Here is a 22,818-nt window from a genome sequence, read left to right as displayed (position 1 = left end):
GCCGCCCGTGCAAGGCGTCTGCGCCCCGAACCACATCCATGCCTGGGAACGATGCCGGCGCCCACTGAGATCGAGGTCACCGGCGCCCTGAGGCGGGCCGTGGCAGCCCGGCGTGCCGCCGGCTACCGATCGCGGGTGCCTCCGTGCAGGATGGAGCGATGGAGGTTCTGGGGCATCGTGGCAGCCGGTCGCCCGGCCCGGAGAACACGGTCGAGGCCGTGGATGCCGCGTTACGAGCCGGCGCGGACGGAGTCGAGCTGGACGTCCGCCGCAGCGCCGACGGCGACCTGGTGTGCGTGCACGACGCTCGGCTGCCGCGTGTGGGCGGCCTCGGTGGGCGTGCGGTCATTCGCCGGTCGACGCGGGAGCTGGCCGGCCACGGCATCCCCGCGCTCACGGAGATGATCGACGCCTGGGGCGGCCGCGGGCGGCTCATTCTGGAGATCAAGAACCAGCCGGGCCAGCCGGACTTCGACGCGCCGCGGGAGCGGACGGCCCAGGCGCTGATCGAGCTCCTGCGCGCCAGGGGCGACGGCCACGCCGATGCCACGGCGGCGGGGATCACGGTGTCGTCCTTCGACTGGTTCGCGATCGAGGCGGTCCGGGACGCCGGGATCGGTGTCGGGACCGCGTTTCTGACAATGCCGCGCATGTCGGTCAGCGGCGGGATCGCCTACGTCCGCGCGGCCGGCCACGCAGAGCTGCACGCGCACCTGTCCGCCGTGCGCCGTGCGCCGGACGCCGTGGCGCGGGCGCGTCGTGCCGGCATCCGGCTGGTCACCTGGACCGTCACCGACCCGGGGGCCGCGCTGGAGCTTCAGGACGCCGGAGTCGACGGCATCATCTGCGACGACCCGACCGCCATCCGCCGTGCGCTCGGGCGAGGAGAACCGACCGGCGGTCGGCCTGATGGCAACGGAGCCGTTGGCAACGGCGCCGTTGGCAACGGAGCCGACGACGGTGGGCCCCACCGCAGTGGGCCCGACGGCGGTGGGGCCGACGGGGGGAAGGACGCGCGCTGAGCGCGCGTCAGGCGATCACCCGCAGCGCGCTCGCCTCGTTGGCGAGCTCCACGGACTCGAAGAGCCCGAGTACCTCGCCGTCCATCTGCACCGTGACCGGGCGGTCGGCGTCCAGCGTGATGGACGACGCGTCATGGAGCCGGACGACGTTGCGCCCGTGCGGATCGGGACTGTCGCCGAGCATCTGCAGGCCGGTGCGCACCACGCTGGTCATCCGGGCCCGCCGCAGGCCCACCAGGTCCAGGCCGGTGTCGAAGGACGCCTGGGGGCACGCGGCTACCGGCTGGTTGTTCAGGTAGGTCCAGGGCCGGGTGTTGCACACGATCGCCAGCGACACCTCGGCGGGAGCGGCGTCGTCCGCCGTGCCCTCCGCCGCCGCGCCGCCCTCGGTCGGTGTGGCGCCCTCGGCCGGGGTGGCTGCCGTCGTGACCTTGATGGTCGGACCGGAGCGCCCGGTCCGCTTCATCATCTCGGCGAGTGCGCAGCGCAGGAACAGCCCGGGCGTGCTGCGGCGCCCCTTCTGGCGACGGCGTTCGACCGCGGCCACCACATCGGCGTCCAGGCCCATGCCCAGGCAGAAGGCGAAGTAGCGCTGCTGGTCGCCGTAGTGGGCCAGCCCGACGCTGACGTCGCGGGAACGGCCTTCGCGCAGCGCGGCGAGCAGCTCGCCGGTCGCCTCGACGGGGGACGGAGAGTACCCGAGGGCGCGCGCGAACACGTTGGTGCTGCCGCCGGGCACCACGGCGAGTGCGGGGCCGTCGCTCGCCGGGCCGCTGCTGACCAGGCCGTTGACGACCTCGTTGACGGTTCCGTCGCCACCGAGCACGATCACCACGTCGACGCCCAGCTCGCGGGCGTGGACACCGAGCTCGACGCCGTGGCCGCGCCCCTTGGTGACGACCGTCTCCAGGGCGACGTCCGCGGTCAGAGCGGTGGCGAGCACGTCTCGGACCCGCTCGGTGGTCGTGGTCGCGACCGGATTGACGACCAGCAGCCCGTGCATACGAATACGGTAGCCTGCGCAAACATTCGGGGCAGTGGGGAGGGAAAACTCTCACACCGTGCGTCCGACGGCCGTGACGCAGCGCCCGGGTGTGGCGCTGTCCGGCACGTAATCTTGGCGGATGGGTACCAACCGTGGCGCCGTGGGGGAGTCCGGCCGTGGGCCGGAGCCGGCGGCGGAGCCGCGCGCGAGGCCGCGGCCCGTGCTCGTCGCAGGGGCGTTGCTGGGCATCGAGACGGCGGTTCTGGCCGGCCTGGGCGTGCTGCTGGTGGTTCGTGGCTTCGGGTCCGACATCGACGATGTCGGGCGGGCGGAGACCGGCGGGCTGCTGGCGCTGGTGGGCGCGGCCTGCCTGGGTCTCGTCACGTGGGGAGTGTTCCGAGGCCGGGAGGGGTTCAGGACCCCGGCTCTCGTGACCCAGATCCTGTGTCTTCCTGTTGCCTGGGGGCTGCTCCAGGGCGGCCTGTACGGCTACGGCGTGCCGCTGGTGGCGGTGCCGATCACCATCGTCATCGCCCTGGGGCTTGGCGGCGGGTACTTCCGGTCGGGCGATGACGCCGATCAGCCGGCCGCTCATCAGCCCGATGGTGGCCAGCGGGCGCCCAGGCGGACGTCGACCTGAGCCGACCCGGGCCCGGGGGTCGGCCGGCGCCCGAGGATCAGCCGTCTTCCAGCAGCCCGCGGCGCAGCTGGGCCAGGGTGCGGGCAAGCAGCCGGGACACGTGCATCTGCGAGATCCCGAGCTCGTTCGCGATCTGCGACTGCGTCATGTTGCCGAAGAAGCGGAGCAGCAGGATGCGCTTCTCGCGCGGCGGCAGCTTCTCCAGGAGTGGCTTGAGGGACTCGCGGTACTCCACGCCCTCCAGGGACTCGTCCTGCACCCCGAGGGTGTCGGCGACAGCCGGGGCCTCGTCGTCGCCGGAGTCCGGGGCGTCGAGCGAGACCGCGGAGTAGGCGTTCGCGGACTCCAGGCCCTCGAGCACCTCCTCCTCGGTCATCTCCAGATGGCGGGCGATCTCGCTGACGGTCGGCGACCGTCCGAGCGACTGGGACAGCTCGGAGGTCGCCTTCGTCAGCGAGAGCTTCAGCTCCTGGAGCCGGCGCGGAACCCGGATGGCCCAGCCCTTGTCCCGGAAGTGCCGCTTGATCTCACCGACGATCGTCGGTGTCGCGTAGGTCGAGAACTCGACGCCACGCTCCGGATCGAACCGGTCCACCGACTTGATGAGGCCGATCGTCGCGACCTGCACCAGGTCGTCGAGCGGCTCGCCGCGGTTTCGGAACCGACGAGCGAGGTATTCGACCAGCGGAAGGTGCATGCGGACGAGCTGGTCGCGCAGCGCCGCCCGCTCGGGGTCGCCCTCGGGCAGGGAGACCAGGCGGGCGAACAGGAGGCGGGCCCGGACCCGGTCCGGCGAGGTGCTGCCGGACCGCTCGGAGCTGTCGGCTCCATCCGGATCCGTGTCCGAGTCCGTGCCCGAACCCGGTTCGGCATCCGACCGGGCTGAACCCGGCTCGTCCGACCCGCCCGGGCCGGCTGGCCCGGCCGCGTCGACGGCATCGTCCGGATTGGCCTGCTCGCCCAGGGCCGAGGCCGTCGATGCGGCCGAGGCGGGTTGCCCGCCTGCCGCGGACCCGCGCTCGGAGCGCGGGCCGACGGTTGGCTCGGCGTGGCCGAGGCCGCCGTGGTCGGTTCCGGCCCCGGACAGCGCGGTCACGCCGGCGACGTCGTCGGCGCTGCGCTGGCTGATCGCGGTGACGGGGTCGCCCGCGCCCGCGGAGTCGAGGCCGCCCGCGTGGCCCGCGGGCGCTGATCGAGGTGTGGTGGGTGTTCTGCCGGCTGAAGTCACAACGTGCCTACCGTGTCGCCGAGGGCCGCTGCGGAGGCCGCGCCTGAGCCGCGTACGTGCCCGGCCGGGGGCTCACCCAGGTCGGCCCGGACGCCGCGACGCTTCTGAAGGGCAATGCTGACCCGGGAACCCGGGCCCGTCGAGCTGGAGACGTCACCGGCCAGCGCGGTCAGGACCGTCCAGGCGAACGTCTCCCGGGACGGCGGCTCGCCGTCCAGGCTTTCGACTGTGACCAGGACCTTCATAACGCCAGGTTCCAGGGCGAATCTGCATTCCAGCGACGAACCGGGAACAGCGGAGACGAGCAGCAGTGCGCAGGCCTCGTCCACCGCGATACGAAGATCCTCGATGTCGTCGAGAGTGAAGTCCAAGCGGGCCGCGAGGGACGCCGTGGCCGTCCGCAGGACGGTCAGATAGGCGCTCGCGGCGGGCAGGGTGAGCTGGACGACGTCGTGCGGGCCGCCCTCGTGGGTGGCTTCGCCCGAGATGCCGCCGGAGTTCTCCGCGCCGCCGGTAGAAGGCGTCGGATTCACGTTCCTACCCCCAAGAGCCCGGGTCGTGCGAGGAAGGTCCTCGTCGATGATGTATGTCGTCGTGCCGGGCGCCGTCGCCGCGACCAGTCATGTCATCCGGGGCGCCGTGTCCGTTTCCGGACGACACTCCGGTGCTGACCCATGCCCCGTTCCGCGGGGCGGTACTCCGATGATGGTCCTGCTGATGGTTCTGCCCGGGAGGAACGTCTGGCGCGGCCTCCCGTGGTTCACCACCGTACCCAGCCTCCCTGGGGTGTCGCAGGTCGGGTGATCAGAACGCGCCGCCCGGGGTCCGACTGGTCGCGGATGGCCGATTCATACTCGGTCAACTGGGAATTCATCGCGCGGCTCGGCCGGATGCCGGCCGGCTGACAGGTCAGCGTGGATGGCGGCCAGCCGGGGCGATACGGGTGCGAGCCCGGGATGAGACCGGCTCGGCCGGCGAAAGGGCACGTCAGCCGATATCGGGGGACTGGCGCGGGCCGGCCAGCGCGTTGATCGCGGTGGCATCCAGGCGCCAGGTGGTCCACTCGGAGGTGGGTGCCGCCCCCACCGACCGGTAGAAGGCGTGCGCGGGGGTGTTCCAGTCCAGCACAGCCCATTCGAGGCGCTGGTACCCGTGTTGGACGCAGAGCTGGGCCAGTTCCGCGAGCAGGGCCCGGCCGTGCCCATGGCGGCGATGCTCGGGCCGTATGAACAGGTCGATCAGGTACATGCCGGCCTTGCCGGTCCAGGTCGAGAAGGTCGGGTGCCACAGCGCGCACCCGACGACCGTGCCGGCGTCGAGGGCGACCAGGCAGTACGCCGCGGGCGGGTCGCCGAACAACGCGGTGGCGAGATCTTCGTCGGTCATCGACACGGCGTCCGGTTCCCGCTCATAGGCGGCGAGGCCATGGACGAGGGCCAGAACGGCGGCGACGTCCGCGCGCTGCGCTGCTCTGATCATGTCGGCTCCGAAGGTGGCGTCAGGTGGCGTCAGGTGGCGGCGGCCGGTGGCAGGCACGGCGCCGGGCGGGTGGGCGAGGTCCGCGGAAGGGCCCTGACGTGGGACGTCCCCACCAGGTGGCGCTGTGCGCCTCCGGCGGGGACGTCCGTCGTGCTGGTCGGGTGACCGTCAGGCGGCGGCCTTCGTCTCCCAGAAGATCGTCGAGATCTCGTCGATCAGGTCCAGGAGCTGCTGGCCCTGGGCCGGGTCGACCGAGCCCTTCGCGCCGGCGGCACCGGCGGCCTTCGTGGCCTTCCAGAACAGTTCGTGCAGCTGCGGGTACTTCTCGATGTGGTTCGGCTTGAAGTAGTCGGTCCAGAGCACCCAGAGGTGGTGCTTGACGAGCTCCGCGCGCTCCTCCTTGATGGCCAGCGCGCGGGCCCGGAACTCGGGGTCGGTGTTGCCCTGGTACTTCTCCTGGATGGCCTTGACCGACTGGGCCTCGACCTTCGCCTGCGCGGGGTCGTAGACGCCGCAGGGCAGGTCGCAGTGGGCGTTGACGCTGATGGCGGGCTTGAGCAGGCTCATTCCGCTTCCTCTCCTTACGCCTCGGGTCTCAGGTCGCCCCAGGGCGGCCGTGTCCTGCGTACGGCGGGACAGGCCGGCCCGGGTGGGTGCGATCGCGGGATCCGGGCCGCGGATGTGCAGCTCGCGGGCCCGGTTTTCCGCCTTCTGGCAACCTACCCCTGTGAGGCCGAGCATTTCTCCGCGGGCGGTGTCCGTTCGCGGCGAGTCCATGCGTCCGACACTGCGCGATGGCGATGCGTGCCTCGTGTTGTGGGGAGCGCCACCCAGGCCGGGAGACGTGGTGGTCGCCCGGCTGCCGGAACGAGGACTCGGAATCAAACGGGCCGAGTTCGCGGACCCGGACGGTTCCTGGTGGCTGCGTTCGGACAACGTGGGGGTCGGAACCGACAGCGCGACGTTCGGCATGGTCGCGGCCACCGACATCCTGGGCCGGGTGGTCGCCCGGTACTGGCCGCGGCCACGTCCGCTGCGTCGACGCCGCGTGCGGCCCGCGCCCTGAAACGGCCCCTGTCCTCGTACGGCCCCTGTCCTCGTACGGCCCCTGTCCTCGTACGGCCCCTGTCCTCGTACGGCCCCTGTCTTCGTACGGCCACAGTCGTACGTCGCGCGGCCACGCCGGAGCGCGGCCTCGGCCGTTGCGCGGGGCTGCCGGTGGTGGGGCAGGTCGGAGCCGTCGGGGCTGTTCCGGGGCCGCGGAGGTGGCCTGCCGGCCGGGCGTGCGGCTGGTTCAGCCGCGGCCGATGCCGCTGCCGAGCGGGCGCAGCGATTCGTAGAAGGCCCTGCAGTCGGCGTAGTCGGGAAGGATCCCGGCGGCGGCGGCCTGCGACAGGCTCGGCGCCGCGACGTCCTTCTCGGACAGCAGCGGCGTGATGTCAGGTGGCCAGGGGAGGTCGAGGTCGGGGTCGAGCGGGTTGATCCCGTACTCACGGGCCGGCGTGTAGGGGGCCGAGCACAGATAGGTGATCACCGCGTTGTCGGTGAGGGCCATGAAGGCATGCCCCAGGCCTTCCGCGATGTACAGCCCGCGGCGGTCGACGTCGTCGAGGATGACGGCCGCGTGCGCGCCGAAGGTCGGCGAGCCGAGCCGTATGTCGACCACACAGTCCAGAACGCGACCACTCACGCAGGTCACGTATTTTGCCTGGCTGGGTGGCACCTGGGCATAGTGCACTCCGCGCAGAGTTCCCGCGCGGCTGACGCTCGCGTTCGCCTGGGCGAGTTCGAGACGGTGCCCGGCCACTGATTCCAGCGTGTCGGTGCGGAACCATTCGAGGAATGTCCCGCGAGGGTCGGAGTGCTTGCGCGGGGTGAACAACCAGGTATCGGCTATCGGCAGCTCGGTGACCTCCACGAGAACATACGCTACTAGGTTTAGCTCGCTGATTCCTCGTGAGGCTCGTCCGGGAATGCGTGCTCTGGGTGAACGAGATGACACCTTTGGTTATCATCTCGACCGCGGGTTGTCGGGGATCTCCCGAAATATGTCGCCGTGCCGTACGGGGGGTTACGGTGTTGACACTGGACCTGTTCCTGGATCCCCTTTGTGTCGCCTCCCGCACTCCACCAATCCACGGACGAACAACATTTGTGCGAGCGTGAATCGTCTCACGATTCATCTGTGCTGCGTGTGTCGCGAACCCGTGATCATTGGGCTGATCTCGACGGGAAACAAGCAGGAAACGCACCGGAATCAGCCCCGCCGATGCGCCCGGGCTTTCGGCCCGATTGGGAAACCCGGCTGACATGGGTGGCGGGAGGTCTGGCGACGGGAAGGCGTGCGGCCGCGGCGCGGTCTCCTCCGGCGACCCGGTCGGTTGCCGGCCGGTGTGGTGGCCTCCGGAATCTGGTGTGGTGGCCTCCGGGACCTGGCGGAGTGGCCTCCAGAACCCGGTGCTGGCGCAGCCACGACCGGTTCCGGGCATCGCCGCTGGTTCCTGGCGTCGCGTCCGGTCCCGGACATCGCGATTGGTTCTGGGCATGAGGTGATTCGTGACCTGCGCCGTGATGTCCGTCTCACGGTTCCATCGTGATCAGACGACGTGTTCCCCGGCCCGCCGGACGATGCTCGCGGCGGCGCCGAGAAGGCCGGCGGCAGCGCCGCCACCGCGCCGGGTGTGCCGGACCGGTGGCGGTTGTGACGCTCGTGACCGGCCCGAATCGAGTCGGATGGGCGACAGGTACCGTCGCCGGGCGGCCTGTCGCCGCGGCGCGCGACGGTGTCGCGTGCCGCCCGAGACGCCTACAAGCACAGTCATGTCACGAGCACGCTACGTCGGTGGCCTCGGTTCCCGTCTGTCGGTTTCGCGCAGGAGACATCCGCGGCCGGTCAGTGGCGAACCAGACAGCCGGGCTCGGGGCGCTGCACGTGCCATATTGGAAGCTGCGCCGGGCCACCCCCGCCGCAGACATGTGGCACAACCAGCCGCCTCACACGCCGAGGCGACAGCGCAAGGCCCGCCGCCCCGCGAACGCGTGATCTTCGCCGGGGTCCCGGGAACGTCCTAGCCACGTCCGGGCAGTGACACCGTTCGCCGGACGGTACCGCCGTGGCTTGTCCGAGGAGCCCCTTTCGTGACCGCAACGACCGACAACACGACCCTCGACCAGTCCATCGCCGCCCCGGTCCAGGGCGCGGCCTCGCCGCAGTCGCCGGCAGTGTCGCCGGGCTTCGACGGGCCGAGCCCGCGCCCCTCCGACGACGATCCCGCCTTCGCGCTGCACCGGGGCGGAAAGATCGGGATCGGCCTGACCGCGCCGCTGAACAACCGTGAAGACCTCTCCCTCGCCTACACGCCGGGCGTGGCCAGGGTGTGCATGGCGATCGCCGAGGCGCCGGCACTGGCTGACGATTACACCTGGCGTGCCAACACGGTCGCCGTTGTGACCGACGGAACCGCGGTGCTCGGCCTCGGCGACATCGGGCCCGCCGCGGCGCTGCCGGTCATGGAGGGCAAGGCCGCGCTGTTCAAGCACTTCGGCGGCGTGGACGCGGTGCCGATCTGCCTCGACTGCACCGACGTCGAGGAGATCGTCGCCACCGTCGCGAGGCTCGCGCCGGGCTTCGGCGGTGTCAACCTGGAGGACATCTCGGCGCCGCGCTGCTTCGAGATCGAGGCGCTGCTCCAGGAGCGTGTCGACATCCCCGTCTTCCATGACGACCAGCACGGCACCGCGATCGTGGCGCTCGCCGCGCTGGAGAACGCCGCGCGGCTCACCGGCCGGAACCTCTCGGACCTGCGGGCCGTGGTGTCGGGGGCGGGCGCCGCCGGGATCGCCGTGACCCGCATCCTGCTCGCGGCGGGGATCGGTGACATCGCCGTCGGCGACAGCCGCGGCATGATCTACGCCGGCCGCGATGGCCTGACGCCGATCAAGGCCGCGCTCGCCGCGGACACGAACAAGGCCGGCAAGCAGGGCTCGATCAACGAGGCCCTCGCCGGCGCGGACGTCTACCTCGGCCTCTCCGCCGGCAAGGTGCCCGAGGAGGTCGTGGCGACCATGGCGCCGGAGGCGATCATCTTCGCGATGGCGAACCCCGACCCCGAGATCGACCCCGAGGTCGCGCACAAGTACGCCCGCATCGTCGCGACCGGTCGCAGCGACTACCCCAACCAGATCAACAACGTCCTGGCGTTCCCCGGTGTGTTCCGCGGTGCGCTGGATGTCCGCGCGAGCCGGGTCACCGAGGGCATGAAGCTGGCGGCCGCCCGGGCGCTCGCCGACGTGATCGCTGACGAGCTCAGCGAGGACCACATCATCCCGAGCGTCTTCGACGCGCGGGTCGCCCCCGCCGTCTCGGCGGCGGTGGCCGAAGCGGCCCGTGCCGACGGAGTCGCGCGCCGCTGACCAGGCGAACCTGAGGATGGCCGCCGAGGGTTTCCCACCCTCGGCGGCCATCGTCGTCTCCGGCCAACTCCCAGGCCCCTGCCCCAGGGCGCCTGCTCGCAGGCTCCTGCCGGGGCCGCTGGCCGGCCCACAGGGCCCAGCCGAGAGGGCCCCCGGGAGCCTGTCTGGAACGGTCAGACCCGGCCGCAGCCCAGACAGGGCCGGTTCTCGTTCACCTCGGCCAGTGGACGCAGCGCGCCGCAGCCCTTGTAGGAGCAGCACACAAAATCCGCCGACGGGACGATGATGATCGGGTCGCCGTCGGTCGCGAGTGTCATCGGCGGCTCGGGGGCCGGCACCGGCCGATGCCGACGCCAGCCGAATCGGCGACCGCCCCCGTCACGGCCGACCGCAGCCGGCGTTCCTCCCTGTGTTGCCACGGGACTGAGTTCAACACATCCGCGGGGTCGGCGCGACGGCCGGGGCCTTTGGATCGTGCGGTCATGGGCCGCCGGGTTGCGCGGAGGCTCGTCGGGTGCGGGTTGAAGCCACCCGAACCCGGACGAACTCCGAGGCACCGAGAGGGCACGGAGCGTCCGAGCGCCAGGCGTCACCGGCGCAATAGGGTCGGGCTCGTGCTTGCCGCTGCCGCAGTCGCGATCAACCCGGACGACCCGCTCTCAGGCCTGCGCGTCGGTGATCAGCCCGCGCCGGTGGTCCCGGAGGGCTGGACCACGGTCTCGGTGCGGGCCGCCGCGCTCAACCATCACGATCTTTTCAGCCTGCGCGGTGTCGGCCTGCCCGCCGAGCGGCTGCCGATGATCCTGGGCTGCGATGCCGCCGGGGTCAGCGCCGACGGTGCGGAGGTCATCGTCCACGCGGTCATCGGCGACCCGGCCCGGGGCGGTGGCGACGAGACCCTGGACCCGTCCCGGACGCTGCTTTCCGAGCTGCATCCGGGAACACTGGCCGAGCAGGTGGCCGTCCCACGGGCGAATCTCGTCCCGAAACCGGCGTCGCTGTCGTGGGAGGAGGCGGCCTGCCTGCCGACCGCCTGGCTGACCGCCTACCGCATGGTGGTCAGCCGCTCGGGCCTGCCCGCGAGCGGCGGTGGCACGATCCTGGTCCAGGGGGCCGGCGGCGGGGTGGCGACGGCGGCCCTGATGATCGGTAAGGCGGTCGGGCATACCGTCTTCGTCACCTCGCGGGACGAGGCGAAGCGTCGCCGTGCGCTCGATCTCGGCGCCGACCTCGCGGTCGCGACGGGGGAGCGCCTGCCGGCCCGCGTCGACGCGGTGATCGAGACGGTCGGTGCCGCCACCTGGTCGCATTCGGTGCGTTCGCTGCGCCCGGGCGGCCGGATCGTCTGCTCCGGGGCGACCAGCGGGCCGAACCCGCCGGCGGAGCTGAACCGGATCTTCTTTCTCCAGCTCTCGGTTGTCGGCTCGACGATGGGTACCCGCGGCGAGCTGGCCGACCTGGTGAGCCTCCTGGACCGAACCGGCACCCGCCCGCTGGTCGACGATGTCCGCCCGCTCGCGGACGCGCGAGCCTCGTTCGAACGTCTCGCCCAGGGTGAGGTGTTCGGCAAGCTCGTCCTCACCGTCTAGTCCGGGTTCTCCGGGGCGCGGTGCGGCGGGCGCCGCGCGGGTGCGGCGCTAGAGGTCGGGGTCGTCGTCGGGCCGGGCGAGCCAGGTCGCGAGCTGTTCGACGGCGTCCTCGAACTGTGGGTGCAGGTCGACGAAGGTGCGCAGCGCGTCCGCGAGCCATTCGAAGGACACCGACTCCTCGCCGCGCCGGTTGGCGAGCTCCTCGATGCCACGGTCGGTGAAGTACATGCCTGGACGGTATCGGGTCGTACGAGTCGCGCAGGCGTGCAAGGTCGCGAAACGAGATCCGGCGGTGGGCCGGGCCCGTGGCAGTCAGGGCCCGGCCCACCGCCGGCTTGGGTCGCTGTCGTCGCGTGTCCTGCTATGCGTCGCTGTGCGTACGCTTGCTGCTATGTAGCCGCCCGGTCGCCTGCCGCGGACCGGCTCAGGTGCTGCGGCCGCAGCAGGCTGGCGGGTCGGAGCCGCGCCGATCGTGCACTGCGGCCGCCTGGCGCCAGGCGGCCGCAGTGGCACGGTCAGGCGTCAGTCGCTGAAGGCCGCCTCGACGAGAGCTGCCTGCTCCCGCTCGTGCACCCGGGACGAGCCGGAGGCCGGGGCGGCCGAGGCCCGCCGCGAGACCCGCCGCAGCCGCAGGCCCTCGGGCAGCGACTCGGGCAGGTTCAGCGCCATGTGCGGGTAGGCACCCTGGTTCGCCGGCTCCTCCTGGACCCAGACGAGGTCGGTCAGGTTCGGGTACCGGCTCAGCAGCGCGGCGAGCTCCGGCCCGGGGGTCGGGTAGAGCTGCTCGACGCGCAGCAGGGCGAAGCGCTGGGCGTCGTTGCGCTTCTCCTTGGCGGCGGCGAGGTCGTAGTAGACCTTGCCGGCCGACAGCAGCACCCGCCGCACGCTGGCCGGGTCGCTGACCGAGGCGTCGTCGATGATCGGCTGCCAGGCGCCGCCGGTGAGCTCCTCGACGGTGCAGGCGGCGGCCTTCAGCCGCAGCATCGACTTCGGCGTGAAGACGATCAGCGGCCGGCGCACCGGTGACAGCGCCTGCCGGCGCAGCAGGTGGAAGTAGCTGGCCGGGCTGGACGGTGCGGAGACGGTCATGTTGCCGTCGGCGCACAGCGAGAGGAACCGCTCGATACGGGCCGAGGAGTGGTCCGGCCCCTGGCCCTCGTACCCGTGCGGCAGCAGCAGGGTCAGCGAGGAACGCTGGCCCCACTTCGCCTCACCGGCCGAGATGAACTCGTCGATGATCGACTGTGCGCCGTTGGCGAAGTCGCCGAACTGCGCCTCCCACAGCACCAGGGTGTCGTCCCGGGCCACCGAGTAGCCGTACTCGAAGCCCATCGCGGCGAACTCGGAGAGCAGCGAGTCGTAGGTGTAGAAGGTGCCGACCCGGGAGCCGTCGTCGTTGCGCAGGGTGCGCAGCGGTGTGTGGTCCTCCGCGGTGTAGCGGTCGACCAGCACGGAGTGCCGCTGCCCGAAGGTGCCGCGGCGGCTGTCCTGGCCGGTGAGCCGCACCGAGGTGCCGCCCAGCAGCAGGCTGCCGAACGCGATCATCTCGGCGAGCGCCCAGTCGATGGCCCCGGTCTCGACCATCTGCGGGCGGCGTTCGATCTGCGGCCGCAGGCGCGGGTGCATGACGAAGCCGTCCGGCAGGTTGACCTGGGTGTCGACGACCTTCTTGACGATCTCCAGCGGCACCGCGGTGGTGACCGCGGCGGCTGCGGCGGCCTCGGCCGGGGTGGTGACGATCCGCGGCTGCGGCGTGGGCCGGGTCGTGGTCTCCCTGGTCTCGGCGAACGCCTTCTCCAGCTCGGCCCGGTAGCTCTTCATCGCCAGCTCGGCCTCGTCGCGGGTGATGTCCCCACGGCCGATCAGGGCCTCGGTGTAGACCTTGCGCACCGACCGCTTGGAGGCGATCGTGTCGTACATCAGCGGCTGGGTGAAGGACGGCTCGTCCATCTCGTTGTGACCCCGCCGGCGGTAGCAGACCAGGTCGATGACGACGTCCTTGTTGAACTCCTGCCGGTAGGCGAACGCCAGCGCCGCCACCCGGACGCACGCCTCCGGGTCGTCCCCGTTGACGTGGAAGATCGGCGCCTGCACCATGCGCGCCACGTCGGTCGCGTAGACCGAGGAGCGGCTGGACGTCGGTGACGTGGTGAAGCCGACCTGGTTGTTGATGACCACGTGCACGGTGCCACCGGTGCGGTAGCCGCGCAGCTGGGAGAGGTTCAGCGTCTCGGCGACCACACCCTGGCCGGCGAACGCGGCGTCACCGTGGATCAGCACCGGCAGCACGGTGAAGCCCTCGAAGCCCTTGTCCAGGACGTCCTGCTTCGCGCGGGCGACACCTTCGAGGACGCCGTCGACGGCCTCGAGGTGCGACGGGTTGGCGACCACCGAGACGGGGACGGTGCGCCCCTCCTGGTCGGTGTAGACGCCGTCGGCACCCAGGTGGTACTTGACGTCACCCGAGCCGTGCGCGGTCTGCGGGTCGACGTAGCCCTCGAACTCGTCGAAGATCTGCCGGTACGACTTGCCGACGATGTTCGCGAGCACGTTGAGCCGCCCGCGGTGCGCCATGCCGATGACGACCTCGTCGAGTGTGGCCTCCGCCGCCCGGCCGAGGATCTCGTCCAGCAGCGGGATCGTCGACTCGGCGCCCTCCAGCGAGAACCGGCGCTGGCCGACGTACTTGGTCTGCAGGAACGACTCGAAGGCCTCGGCGGCACCGAGGCGCTCCAGCACGTACAGCTGCTCGGCCGGGTCGGGCCGCTCCGCGGAGCGCTCGACGCGGGCCTGGATCCAGGTGCGCTCCTCCGGCTCCTGGATGTGCATGTACTCGATGCCGACCCGGCGGCAGTAGGAGTCACGCAGGACGCCGAGGATGTCCCGCAGCCGCATCGTGCGCTGCCCGGCGAAGCCACCCACCGCGAACTCGCGGTCGAGGTCCCACAGGGTCAGGCCGTGGCCGATGATGTCCAGGTCGGGATGGCTGCGGATGGCGAACTCGAGCGGGTTCGTGTCGGCCATCAGGTGACCACGCACCCGGTAGGCGTGGATGAGCTCCATCACCCGGGCGCCGTGGTCGAGGTCGCCCTCGTGGTGGGCGGAGATGTCGGGCAGCCAGCGGATCGGCACGTAGGGGACACGCAGCGACGCGAAGATCTCGTCGTAGAACCCGTCGGCGCCCAGCAGCAGCTCGTGGATGCGCCGCAGGTACTCGCCGGACTGCGCGCCCTGGATGATCCGGTGGTCGTAGGTGCTGGTCAGCGTCATGATCTTGGAGATCGCGAGCTTCGTCAGGGTCTGCTCGGAGGCGCCCTGGAACTCGGCCGGGTACTCCATGGCACCGACGCCGATGATCGTGCCCTGGCCCTCCATGAGGCGCGGGACGGAGTGCACCGTCCCGATGCCGCCGGGGTTGGTCAGGCTGATCGTGACGCCGGTGAAGTCGTCCATGGTCAGCTTGTTGGTGCGGGCCCGGCGGACGAGGTCCTCATACGCCAGCCAGAACTGGCTGAAGTCGAGGGTCTCGGCCTTCTTCACCGCGGCGACGACGAGCTGGCGCCCCTTGGGCGTGACCAGGTCGATCGCGAGGCCGAGGTTGATGTGCTCCGGCTGAACGAGCGTCGGCTTGCCGTCGATCTCGGCATAGGACGCGTTCATCGCCGGGTGGTCGATCAGGGCCTTCACCATGGCGTAGCCGATCACATGGGTGAAGGAGATCTTCCCGCCGCTGGACCGGGCCAGGTGCCGGTTGATGACGATGCGGTTGTCGGCCAGCAGCTTCGCCGGCACCGCACGCACGGACGTCGCGGTCGGGACGTGTAGCGAGGTCTCCATGTTGGAGACCACCCGGGCGGACGCGCCGCGCAACGGGGTGCGCTCCCCGGCCGCGACCGGGGTCGCGGGCTTGGCCGGCGCGGAAGCCGGCTTCGCGCTCGCGGCGGCGGGCGCCGCGGCCGGGGCCGCCGGCGCGGGAGCCGCCGGGACCGCTGGCGCCGGGGCCGTGACCGGTGCCACGCTCGCGGTGGCAGCCGGAGCGGAGGGGGTCGAAGGCGTCGGCGTTGACGCGGGACTGGGGGCGGTGGCACCGCTCGCCTGCGCGTTCCCGGCAGCCGGGTTCGCGGGGCGGTAGTCGGAGAGGAACTCGCGCCATTCGGGGGAGACGCTCTCCGGGTCCTCGAGATACTGCTGGTAGATCTCGAAGACCAGCCACTCGTTAGGGCCGAAGTCAGGTTCTGACGCGGGTACCGTCGGTGCTGTCACGGAGCCAATCGCCTCTATCCACGGTGTACATCTCAGCCTGTTCGCAGGCCCTTCGCTACCGTCTGCTCAGGTTACCCGCTGTGGACGGACACCCCGAAGCTGCCCTCCCCGGCGTCGCGTCACATTCGTCCCGTTGTGTCAGGGCTGATCGCCTCCTGTCGGCGCCACGATCCACTGGCCCGGGCCGATAGCGATCTCGACTGTGCCGCTGGCAAAGGCGGGTTTTCCGCGCGGTTCCCCGCCGGCCGCCGGCTCTGCGCGCGAGGTCACATGAAGACCCAAATGGTGGTTTCGTACCTGGTGCCGGCTCAGCCTTACCGGCCGCCCGGTACCGCTTCGCGTTGTTGCTCTGGGTAGTCGGTGCTCTGGGTGGCCGGAGCTGCCACCGGCCGGCCAGGGCGCCAGCATGTCAGGGACGCCGTCGGAAGTCAGGGAAGCAGGAGGCCGAGTGCCCGATCAGCAGGAGCCGTCCGGCGAGCGGGTCCGGCTCGGAGTGGATGTCGGCGGCACCTTCACCGACCTGGTGGCGGTGGATCCGGACGGTGGCGTGCGGTTCGCCAAGGTTCCCTCCGTTCCCACCGACCCGTCCGACGCGGTGCTGGCCGCGGTGGCCGCGGCCGGCCTGGCCCCGGCACAGGTCGGCACCTTCGCCCACGGCACCACGGTGGCCACCAACACGCTGCTGGAACGCGCCGGGGCCCGCACCGCGCTGGTGACCACCCGGGGCTTCCGGGACGTGATCGAGATCGGCCGGCAGAACAGGCCGTCCCTCTACGACCTGACCAGGGACCGCCCGCCCAGCCTCGTCCCGCGCGAGCTGCGCTTCACCGTCGCCGAGAGGTGCGGGCCGCACGGCGTGATCGAGCCGCTGCGCGACGACGACGTCGCCCGGGTCGTCGAGGAGGTGGCGGCCATCCCCGACCTCGCGGCCGTCGCCGTCTGCCTGCTGTTCTCCTTCGCCTTCCCGGCCCATGAACAGGCCGTCGCCACGGCGCTGCGGCAGCGGCTGCCGGGCATCACGGTGGTCGCCTCCAGCGAGGTGCTGCCGGTGTTCCGCGAATACGAGCGCTTCACCACCGCTGTCGCCGACGCCTATCTGACCCCCGGACTCTCCACCTATCTGCGGCGCCTGGAACACCGCTGCGCGCGGCAGTCGCTCACCGTCCCCATGATCATGCAGTCGTCGGGCGGTGTCACCGAGCTCGCCGAGGCGGCCGGGCACGCCGCCCGCTGTGTGCTGTCCGGCCCGGCCGGGGGCGTCGTCGGCGCCGCCTACGTCGCCGGCCTGTCCGGGGTCCGTGACCTGCTCACCTTTGACATGGGCGGGACGTCCACCGATGTCGCGCCCGTGCTCGGCGGGCGGGCGCTCACCACGTCCGAGTCGGTGCTCGCCGGGGTGCCGATCATGCTGCCCACGGTGGACGTCCACTCGGTCAGCGCGGGCGGCGGCTCGATCGCCTGGGCGGACGCCGGTGGCGCCCTGCGGGTCGGCCCGCGTTCGGCGGGAGCCGACCCCGGCCCGGCCTGCTACGGGCGCGGCGGCACCCTGCCTACGGTCACCGACGCCGACCTCTACCTGGGCTACCTCGCCGACGGTGCCGGGCTCGGCGGCGAGGTCACGCTCTCCCGGGCGGCGGCCGAGGCGGTGCTGAGCGGGCTCGGCGCCGAGCTGGGCCTCACCCCGGCACAGACCGCCGCCGGGGTGGTCGCCGTCGCCGACGCGGAGATGACCCGGGCGCTGCGGGTCGTCTCCGTCGAACGCGGCATCGACCCGCGTCAGCTGGTGCTGGTGGCCTTCGGCGGGGCCGGTGGGACGCACGCCTGCGCGCTGGCCGAGGAACTCGGCATGTCCCGGGTGCTGGTCCCACTGGCCGCCGGGGTGCTGTCGGCGCTGGGGCTGGCGATCGGGGACGTCCGGCGTGACCACGCCCGCCCGCTGATCGGCCGGCTCGGCGAGGTCGATCTCGCCCGCGCCTTCACCGACCTGGCCGCGACCGCGGCTGCGGAGGCCGACCTGGCCGCGGACGCCGGCCCGGCCGCGGCTGCAGATGCTGGACCGGCCGCGGACGCCGAGCCGGGGCAGGCCTCGGCCGGATCGCCGGCTGTCCTCCAACGGCGCGTCGACTGCCGGTACGCGGGCCAGTCCCACGAACTGACCATCGACGTCGCCGAGCCCGGGGACGCAGCCGGAGTCGAGCCCGGGGACGCCTCGGTCGACGCCGCCTCGATGGCCCAGGCCGTGCGTGCAGCCTTCGAAGCCGAGCATCTGCGCAGGTACGGGCACATCGCCCCGGAGCGCGAGATCGAGACGGTCGCGGTGCGCCTGGTGGTCACCGTGCGCGGCCCGAAGCCCGTCCCCGTCGCCCCACCCGTCGACCCGACCGCTCGACGCGGACGCCGGCAGGCCTGGCTGGACGGTGCCTGGCGGGACGTCGAGGTGGTCCCGCGGGCCGCTCTGGGCGCCGGCGACGTCGTCGCGGGCCCGGCGGTGGTGGAGTTCGCCGAGGCCACCTGCCTGCTCCGCCCCGGCTGGACGGGCACCGTCGACGACATCGGGACCCTCGTCCTCACCCGTCAGTTGTAACGGACGGGAACAGGCGGGCGCAGTGCCGCGTTAGGATGAGCAGTGCCGGTCCGTATCATGGCCCCCGGACCCATATTGAGTCGCTACGTGCGACATCACGCCGTGAGGCGACCTGGCGGGCCGGCACCCACAATCCTGGTTTCGCCTGTTCGCCCGCTTTTGCGGGCTCCCTGATGGCTTGTGGGATGTTGGCCGGTGGGGCCGAGCCCCCCCGGGCCCCCCACGGCTGGCGAGGTTGGGGTGGTTTGGGTGTTCGCCCGCTTTTGCGGGCTTCCTGGTGGCTTGTGGGATGTTGGCCGGTGGGGCCGAGCCCCCCCGGGCCCCCCACGGCTGGCGAGGTTGGGGTGGTTTGGGTGTTCGCCCTGCGTTCACGGGGTTCTCTGGGGCGCCGATATTGATCTGGCGGTCTGCGCCTACCCGCTGTTTGGTGACCCACCAGGGATCCGGTGTCGCCACACAGCGTCAGTGTCATTCCGTCAATCGGCGCAAATGTGGCACAGGGTCGCTCGGTGATCAGCAAGAAGTGAGGGTTTCGGTTGCTGTGGCGGCCAGGATTCTCAGTTCTTGCTTTGTGGCAGGTTGGCGGCAGCGGAAGCCCGAGGCTCGGTCAGCGGGGCTTTGGGGGTTTTGATGACTTTGGCAGTCGTGCGTGCCGGCACCACGGATCCTGTGACGGCCGGACATCTACGCTTGTCAGGTGCGACGCCGGCCGATCATTGCTCTGCTCGGGGTGGACGGGTCGGGTAAGACGACCCAGGCCAGAAGGCTCGCGGCCTGGTTGAACGGGCAGGGTGTGCCGGCCCGCTACTTCGAGAACGCGGGCGGTCGCCCGATCTGGGATGCGTTGGCGAGGCTGCTCGGCCGCACTGACGGGCACGCGCTGTTCGGCCGCCGCGCGTACGTCGTGATCGAGGCCTCCATGCGCTGGGTGGCGGTCAGCCGGGCGCTCGCGCTGTCCTGGCTCACCGGCCGTGTAGCGGTGATGGACCGCTACGCCTACTGCCAGTATGCGATCATGCGTGCCCGCGGCGATCGTGGCGAACGCCGGGTGCGTGCCGCGTTTCGCCGGTTCCCCGCGCCTGACCTGGTGTGCTATCTGTCCGTCCCGGCCGGGCTTGCGCAGCGGCGGGTGGAGCAGCGCGGGCGCGACCATGAGGAGCTCGACTACCTCGTCGCCTTCGACGAGGCGTACCGCTCCCTGCCGGAGGCCTCGTCGTTCGCCGTCGTCTCGGCCGAGGGGGCATGCGAGGAGGTCCAGACGGCCTTGCGGGCGACCGTCCTACCGGTGCTCTCCCGGTTCCGGGCGGACTGAGTCCCCGGAGGACGCCGCGGCCTTCAGATCAGGCGAAGTGGTCCCAGCCGGGCTGGTGGTGCTGGTCCCGGCCGTTGACGAGGACGCCGTGGTCGCGCGTGCCGGCGTCGGCCGGCCGCTCGTTCAGGACACGTCCGATCACGGTGCAGCCCGCCGGAAGCTCCGTGCCGGGGGCGACGCAGGCGACGAGTGCGTGATCGTCCCCGCCGGTCAGCACCCAGCCGAGTGGATCCGCGTCCAGTGCCGCGGCGGCAGCGCTTATCCGAGCGGGTACCCGTATGAGGGCGGTGTCGAGGTCGATCCACACCGATGAGGCCGCCGCGATGTGACCGAGATCGGCGAGCAGGCCGTCGGAAATGTCGCACATGGCGTGCGCGCCGGCCGCGGCCAGCTGCGGGCCGAGTGGATAGGGCGGCTGCGGCCGCCGGTGGGCGGCGACCAGCTCGGCGTATTCGGGATCGTCCAGGCGCACGGCGGGCGCCGCCGCGGTGCCGCCGGCAGCAGCGGTAGCGCCGGTGGCGGTAGCAGCGGCGCCGGTCGCGGTGGCACTGACGGCACCGGTGGTGGCAGTGGCGGCACTGACGGCACCTGTGGTGGCAGTGGTGGCAGCGGTGGCAGTGGTGGCAGCGGTGGCAGTGGTGGCGCGGAGCAGCGCGAGGCCGGCCTGGGCCCAGCCGAGCCGGCCGGCCAGGACGACGAGATCCCCGTGGCGTGCGGTGTCCCGGCGTACCGGTGCGCGGCCGGCCAGATCGCCGAGCGCGGTGATCCCGAGCACGATGGTGTCGGACGAACTGATGTCGCCGCCGGCGACCGAGGCCCCGACCAGCTCGCATTCGTCGCGCAGGCCGTCGGCGAACTGCTCGGCCCAGGCGATCGGCAGGCTCCGCGGAACACCCAGGCCGACGACCAGGGTGGTCGGCCGGGCACCCATCGCGACCACGTCGGAGAGGTTCTGGGCCGCGGCCTTGCGGCCCACGTCATAGGCGGAGGACCAGTCCCGCCGGAAATGCCGGCCTTCGAGGAGCAGATCGGTCGTGATGACGACCCGGCCGTCGGCGCTGGCCACCACGGCGGCGTCGTCGCCGGGCCCGAGCAGGACGTCCGGGCCGGCCGGCAGGCGTCGGGTGATCGCCCGGATCAGCCCGAACTCGCCGAGATCCGCGACAGTCGGTCCGGATCCGTCGCTGGTGGCCGTGGCGGCTGTACCCGGTGCCGCCGTGTCGGGTGCGGGCGTATCCGTTGTGGGGACATCCGCGGTGTCATCGGTGTCGGGTCTGCTGGTGCTCATGGCCCGGCCCACGCTATCGGTCCGGGCCGTGGTTGCCGCGGGGGTCGGTGTTCTGCCGGGATTCAGTCGGGATTCGGTGCTGTTAACGAGGTAATTGACGCCGACTGCAACATCCACGACATCGTGACGTCATCTTCCGCTGCGACTCTGACGCGCGTGCATCACCCTCAGCGCCGTTGTCGGCGGCCGGCTCGTCCGACAGCCGTGCGCGTCGTCCGTGAGCCCGTGGGGCCTCGCGTCGGCGTCCGTCCCAACGTGGGCGGCGAGCGATGACCGGGCTCCCGCGGGTGTGCGCAGGGCGCCGACCCGGCCTCGCCGGGCGTCGGCACGGGTAGGGCGCGAGTGGCCCTGCAGCCGGGACGAGGAAAGATCGAGGGCCGGCACTATCTGCCGTCCACCCCGGAGACGATCAGCTGGGGTGCCCTCCCGAACGCGCGGACGCGACCGGTGCTCAGCGTGGACTCTGGCACGACCGTCACCATAGACACGGTCAGCCAGGAAGGCATTCTCGAGGACCAGGGCCGCGATCCCGATGCCTTTCTCGGGGGTTTCGGGGTCGTCCCCTCGGAGGTGTTGGAGGACGCGCGGGCCATCGCCGCGTCCGGCGTTCCACACCGGTTCGGCACGGACGGCTCGGATGTGGTGACGGGCCCGATCCACGTACGTGGCGCCATCCCCGGCGACATGCTGCGGATCGACATCCTCACACTGCACCCGCGGGCCCGTTATGGCGTGATCTCCACCCGGCACGGCGCGGGCCTGCTCGCCGGGGAGTTCCCGGAGACGCCGGCCCCGGCCCCCGACGCCGACGCGCGGCGCTGGCAGGGCTATCGCACGGTGACGTCCTTCTGCGCGGTGGAGCGCCGCCGGGGGCGGCTGTTCGGGGCCATGCCGAGCGGGAGCCAAGGGCGCATCCGCTTTCCGCTGAACCCGTGCCTGGGGATCATGGCTGTCGCGGCCGACGTGACGGACGATGCGATCACGTCGCGCTCGACCGGTGCCTTCGGCGGTGCGCTGGACTGTCGGGAACTCGGGCCCGGCGCGCATCTGTACCTGCCCGTCCAGGTGGCGGGGGCGCTTTTCGCGGTTGGCGACCCCCACTATTCCGTGGGCGACGGGATGATCGGGGCGACCGCGCTGGAGGGTCCGCTGCGGGCCACCCTGCGCCTGGTCACCCTGCGGGACGCGGCGGCGACCGCCGCGCTAGGCGCGCTGCGTGAGCCGTTCATCGAGACCGAGGAGCTGTGGATCACCACGGGCTTCGACCCGGATCCGCGGGAGGCGGTGCGCCGGGCGGCGCGGGCCGCGGTGAGGTTCCTGCAGACCAGGGGCGGCCTGCAGCGGGCGGACGCGGTCGGGTACCTCGCGGCGGCGGCGGACTTCGGTATCGGCCGGCTGACCGATGGCCACGGGACCGGCTTCTGCCGGATCCGCCGTTCGGACTTCAACGAGCCGGCGCCGGTCAAGTCACGGCTGCCGCGCGGCGGCTTCGCCCGGATCGTCGGTGCCTCCGACTCCGACTCGGCACCCGACTCCCCACCCGACTCCGACCCGACACCCGAAGCCGAGTCGATGCCCGAAGCCGAGTCGATGCCCGAAGCCGAGGTGGGACGTCCCGGCGCTGACCGTCAGATCATCGTGCCGGAGCCGACCCACGAGGCGGTGACCGCCGCCGGCCAGGCCGGGACCGACGAACCGGTCACCTAGCTCGGCGTAGGACGGCAATCGGACGGACGCGGCTACGCGGCTACGCGGCTGAGGGCCGCCACTGGTCCGAGAAGCCGGTGGCCCGGTTTGGCGCGTCGCAAGAGTGAACGATTTTGGTCGGGCCAACGACCAAAATCCTCACTTCTTGCGGGTCGCCAGGTGGCTCTGCGCCTCTTTTGCCCCTCTTGAGGCGAATTGCTGGTGCTGCCCGGCGGCGCGGGATCCTCGATGGGTGGCCGTGCGCCCGGAAGTCCGGCAGACCACCCGGTCGGGGGCCTGCCGGACCACCGGGCCTGCCGGACTGCCGG

Annotated in this window: 18 protein-coding genes; 8 read left to right on the top strand and 10 right to left on the bottom strand. The window is 71.8% G+C overall.

Annotation, left to right across the window (positions count from 1 at the left end; genetic code table 11):
• Nucleotides 1–158: 158 nt before the first annotated feature.
• Nucleotides 159–1,022 (top strand): glycerophosphodiester phosphodiesterase, encoded by an 864-nt coding sequence (locus tag AWX74_RS26515; RefSeq protein WP_207550420.1) that lies wholly within the window; start codon nt 159–161, stop codon nt 1,020–1,022.
• Nucleotides 1,023–1,029: 7 nt separating this feature from the next.
• Here the strand turns inward: AWX74_RS26515 and AWX74_RS26510 are convergent, their stop codons facing one another.
• Nucleotides 1,030–2,025: a diacylglycerol/lipid kinase family protein gene (locus AWX74_RS26510; RefSeq protein ID WP_091282552.1), complete on the bottom strand. Its 996-nt coding sequence runs from the start codon at nt 2,023–2,025 to the stop codon at nt 1,030–1,032.
• Between the two features lie 121 nt (nt 2,026–2,146).
• Between AWX74_RS26510 and AWX74_RS26505 the strand changes: the two genes are divergently transcribed.
• Entirely contained in the window at nt 2,147–2,647 is a 501-nt protein-coding gene (locus AWX74_RS26505) for a hypothetical protein (protein WP_226931251.1), read from the top strand.
• A gap of 37 nt (nt 2,648–2,684) precedes the next feature.
• Here the strand turns inward: AWX74_RS26505 and AWX74_RS26500 are convergent, their stop codons facing one another.
• From AWX74_RS26500 to sodN, 4 genes are all read right to left on the bottom strand, one after another.
• Nucleotides 2,685–3,875, bottom strand: a complete 1,191-nt coding sequence (locus AWX74_RS26500; protein ID WP_091282550.1) for an RNA polymerase sigma factor SigF — start codon at nt 3,873–3,875, stop codon at nt 2,685–2,687.
• Nucleotides 3,872–4,408: an ATP-binding protein gene (locus AWX74_RS26495; protein WP_091282548.1), complete on the bottom strand. Its 537-nt coding sequence runs from the start codon at nt 4,406–4,408 to the stop codon at nt 3,872–3,874. Before AWX74_RS26495 ends, AWX74_RS26500 begins: the two co-directional genes overlap by 4 nt.
• Nucleotides 4,409–4,862: 454 nt before the next feature.
• Nucleotides 4,863–5,354 carry a GNAT family N-acetyltransferase gene (locus AWX74_RS26485; protein ID WP_091282671.1) on the bottom strand — a complete coding sequence of 164 codons (492 nt, stop codon included), beginning with the start codon at nt 5,352–5,354 and terminating at the stop codon, nt 4,863–4,865.
• Between the two features lie 168 nt (nt 5,355–5,522).
• Nucleotides 5,523–5,921 carry a superoxide dismutase, Ni gene (gene sodN / locus AWX74_RS26480; RefSeq protein WP_054565120.1) on the bottom strand — a complete coding sequence of 133 codons (399 nt, stop codon included), beginning with the start codon at nt 5,919–5,921 and terminating at the stop codon, nt 5,523–5,525.
• Between sodN and AWX74_RS26475 the strand changes: the two genes are divergently transcribed.
• Nucleotides 5,899–6,420, top strand: coding sequence for a S24/S26 family peptidase (locus AWX74_RS26475; RefSeq protein ID WP_341271979.1), 522 nt, complete (start codon nt 5,899–5,901; stop codon nt 6,418–6,420). The two genes, sodN and AWX74_RS26475, sit on opposite strands and share 23 nt — an antisense overlap.
• A gap of 228 nt (nt 6,421–6,648) precedes the next feature.
• Here AWX74_RS26475 and AWX74_RS26470 read toward each other — a convergent pair whose 3' ends face one another.
• The gene (locus tag AWX74_RS26470; RefSeq protein WP_091282540.1) at nt 6,649–7,272 is read right to left on the bottom strand and encodes a dTDP-4-dehydrorhamnose 3,5-epimerase family protein; all 624 of its coding nucleotides are present in this window, start codon (nt 7,270–7,272) and stop codon (nt 6,649–6,651) included.
• 1,220 nt (nt 7,273–8,492) lie between these two features.
• Between AWX74_RS26470 and AWX74_RS26465 the strand changes: the two genes are divergently transcribed.
• Entirely contained in the window at nt 8,493–9,767 is a 1,275-nt protein-coding gene (locus AWX74_RS26465; RefSeq protein WP_091282536.1) for an NAD(P)-dependent malic enzyme, read from the top strand.
• Between the two features lie 173 nt (nt 9,768–9,940).
• On the opposite strand, the gene AWX74_RS40875 is transcribed toward AWX74_RS26465, so the two are convergent.
• Nucleotides 9,941–10,084, bottom strand: coding sequence for a hypothetical protein (locus AWX74_RS40875; protein WP_193209816.1), 144 nt, complete (start codon nt 10,082–10,084; stop codon nt 9,941–9,943).
• A 297-nt stretch (nt 10,085–10,381) separates the two neighbouring features.
• Here AWX74_RS40875 and AWX74_RS26455 point away from each other — a divergent pair, with 297 nt between their 5' ends.
• Nucleotides 10,382–11,356, top strand: coding sequence for a zinc-binding dehydrogenase (locus AWX74_RS26455; protein ID WP_091282532.1), 975 nt, complete (start codon nt 10,382–10,384; stop codon nt 11,354–11,356).
• Nucleotides 11,357–11,404: 48 nt separating this feature from the next.
• On the opposite strand, the gene AWX74_RS26450 is transcribed toward AWX74_RS26455, so the two are convergent.
• Nucleotides 11,405–11,584: a DUF6104 family protein gene (locus AWX74_RS26450; protein ID WP_054565114.1), complete on the bottom strand. Its 180-nt coding sequence runs from the start codon at nt 11,582–11,584 to the stop codon at nt 11,405–11,407.
• 294 nt (nt 11,585–11,878) lie between these two features.
• Nucleotides 11,879–15,619, bottom strand: a complete 3,741-nt coding sequence (locus AWX74_RS26445; protein ID WP_091282528.1) for a multifunctional oxoglutarate decarboxylase/oxoglutarate dehydrogenase thiamine pyrophosphate-binding subunit/dihydrolipoyllysine-residue succinyltransferase subunit — start codon at nt 15,617–15,619, stop codon at nt 11,879–11,881.
• Nucleotides 15,620–16,025: 406 nt separating this feature from the next.
• Between AWX74_RS26445 and AWX74_RS26440 the strand changes: the two genes are divergently transcribed.
• Both AWX74_RS26440 and AWX74_RS26435 read left to right on the top strand, forming a co-directional pair.
• Entirely contained in the window at nt 16,026–18,203 is a 2,178-nt protein-coding gene (locus AWX74_RS26440; protein ID WP_226931253.1) for a hydantoinase/oxoprolinase family protein, read from the top strand.
• 697 nt (nt 18,204–18,900) lie between these two features.
• A complete protein-coding gene (locus tag AWX74_RS26435) occupies nt 18,901–19,515 on the top strand; it encodes a dTMP kinase (RefSeq protein ID WP_091282521.1) in 615 nt (204 codons plus the stop codon).
• A 28-nt stretch (nt 19,516–19,543) separates the two neighbouring features.
• On the opposite strand, the gene AWX74_RS26430 is transcribed toward AWX74_RS26435, so the two are convergent.
• Nucleotides 19,544–20,803, bottom strand: coding sequence for a thiamine-phosphate kinase (locus tag AWX74_RS26430; protein ID WP_091282518.1), 1,260 nt, complete (start codon nt 20,801–20,803; stop codon nt 19,544–19,546).
• A gap of 342 nt (nt 20,804–21,145) precedes the next feature.
• Here AWX74_RS26430 and AWX74_RS26425 point away from each other — a divergent pair, with 342 nt between their 5' ends.
• The gene (locus AWX74_RS26425; protein WP_091282515.1) at nt 21,146–22,510 is read left to right on the top strand and encodes an acetamidase/formamidase family protein; all 1,365 of its coding nucleotides are present in this window, start codon (nt 21,146–21,148) and stop codon (nt 22,508–22,510) included.
• The last annotated feature ends 308 nt before the right edge of the window (nt 22,511–22,818 follow it).

It is taken from the genome of Parafrankia irregularis, from assembly GCF_001536285.1.
GTDB lineage: Bacteria > Actinomycetota > Actinomycetes > Frankiales > Frankiaceae > Parafrankia > Parafrankia irregularis.
The sequence above is the reverse complement of the archived record's forward strand: the minus strand, read 5'-3'. Positions and strand labels throughout refer to the sequence as shown.

Coding starts and splice junctions, on each gene's coding strand:
- AWX74_RS26515 (WP_207550420.1), top strand. CDS start 159: ATGGAGGTTCTGGGGCATCGTGGCAGCCGGTCGCCCGGCCCGGAGAAC.
- AWX74_RS26510 (WP_091282552.1), bottom strand. CDS start 2,025: ATGCACGGGCTGCTGGTCGTCAATCCGGTCGCGACCACGACCACCGAG.
- AWX74_RS26505 (WP_226931251.1), top strand. CDS start 2,147: ATGGGTACCAACCGTGGCGCCGTGGGGGAGTCCGGCCGTGGGCCGGAG.
- AWX74_RS26485 (WP_091282671.1), bottom strand. CDS start 5,354: ATGATCAGAGCAGCGCAGCGCGCGGACGTCGCCGCCGTTCTGGCCCTC.
- AWX74_RS26475 (WP_341271979.1), top strand. CDS start 5,899: ATGGCGGGCTTGAGCAGGCTCATTCCGCTTCCTCTCCTTACGCCTCGG.
- sodN (WP_054565120.1), bottom strand. CDS start 5,921: ATGAGCCTGCTCAAGCCCGCCATCAGCGTCAACGCCCACTGCGACCTG.
- AWX74_RS40875 (WP_193209816.1), bottom strand. CDS start 10,084: ATGACACTCGCGACCGACGGCGACCCGATCATCATCGTCCCGTCGGCG.
- AWX74_RS26450 (WP_054565114.1), bottom strand. CDS start 11,584: ATGTACTTCACCGACCGTGGCATCGAGGAGCTCGCCAACCGGCGCGGC.
- AWX74_RS26440 (WP_226931253.1), top strand. CDS start 16,026: ATGTCAGGGACGCCGTCGGAAGTCAGGGAAGCAGGAGGCCGAGTGCCC.
- AWX74_RS26430 (WP_091282518.1), bottom strand. CDS start 20,803: ATGAGCACCAGCAGACCCGACACCGATGACACCGCGGATGTCCCCACA.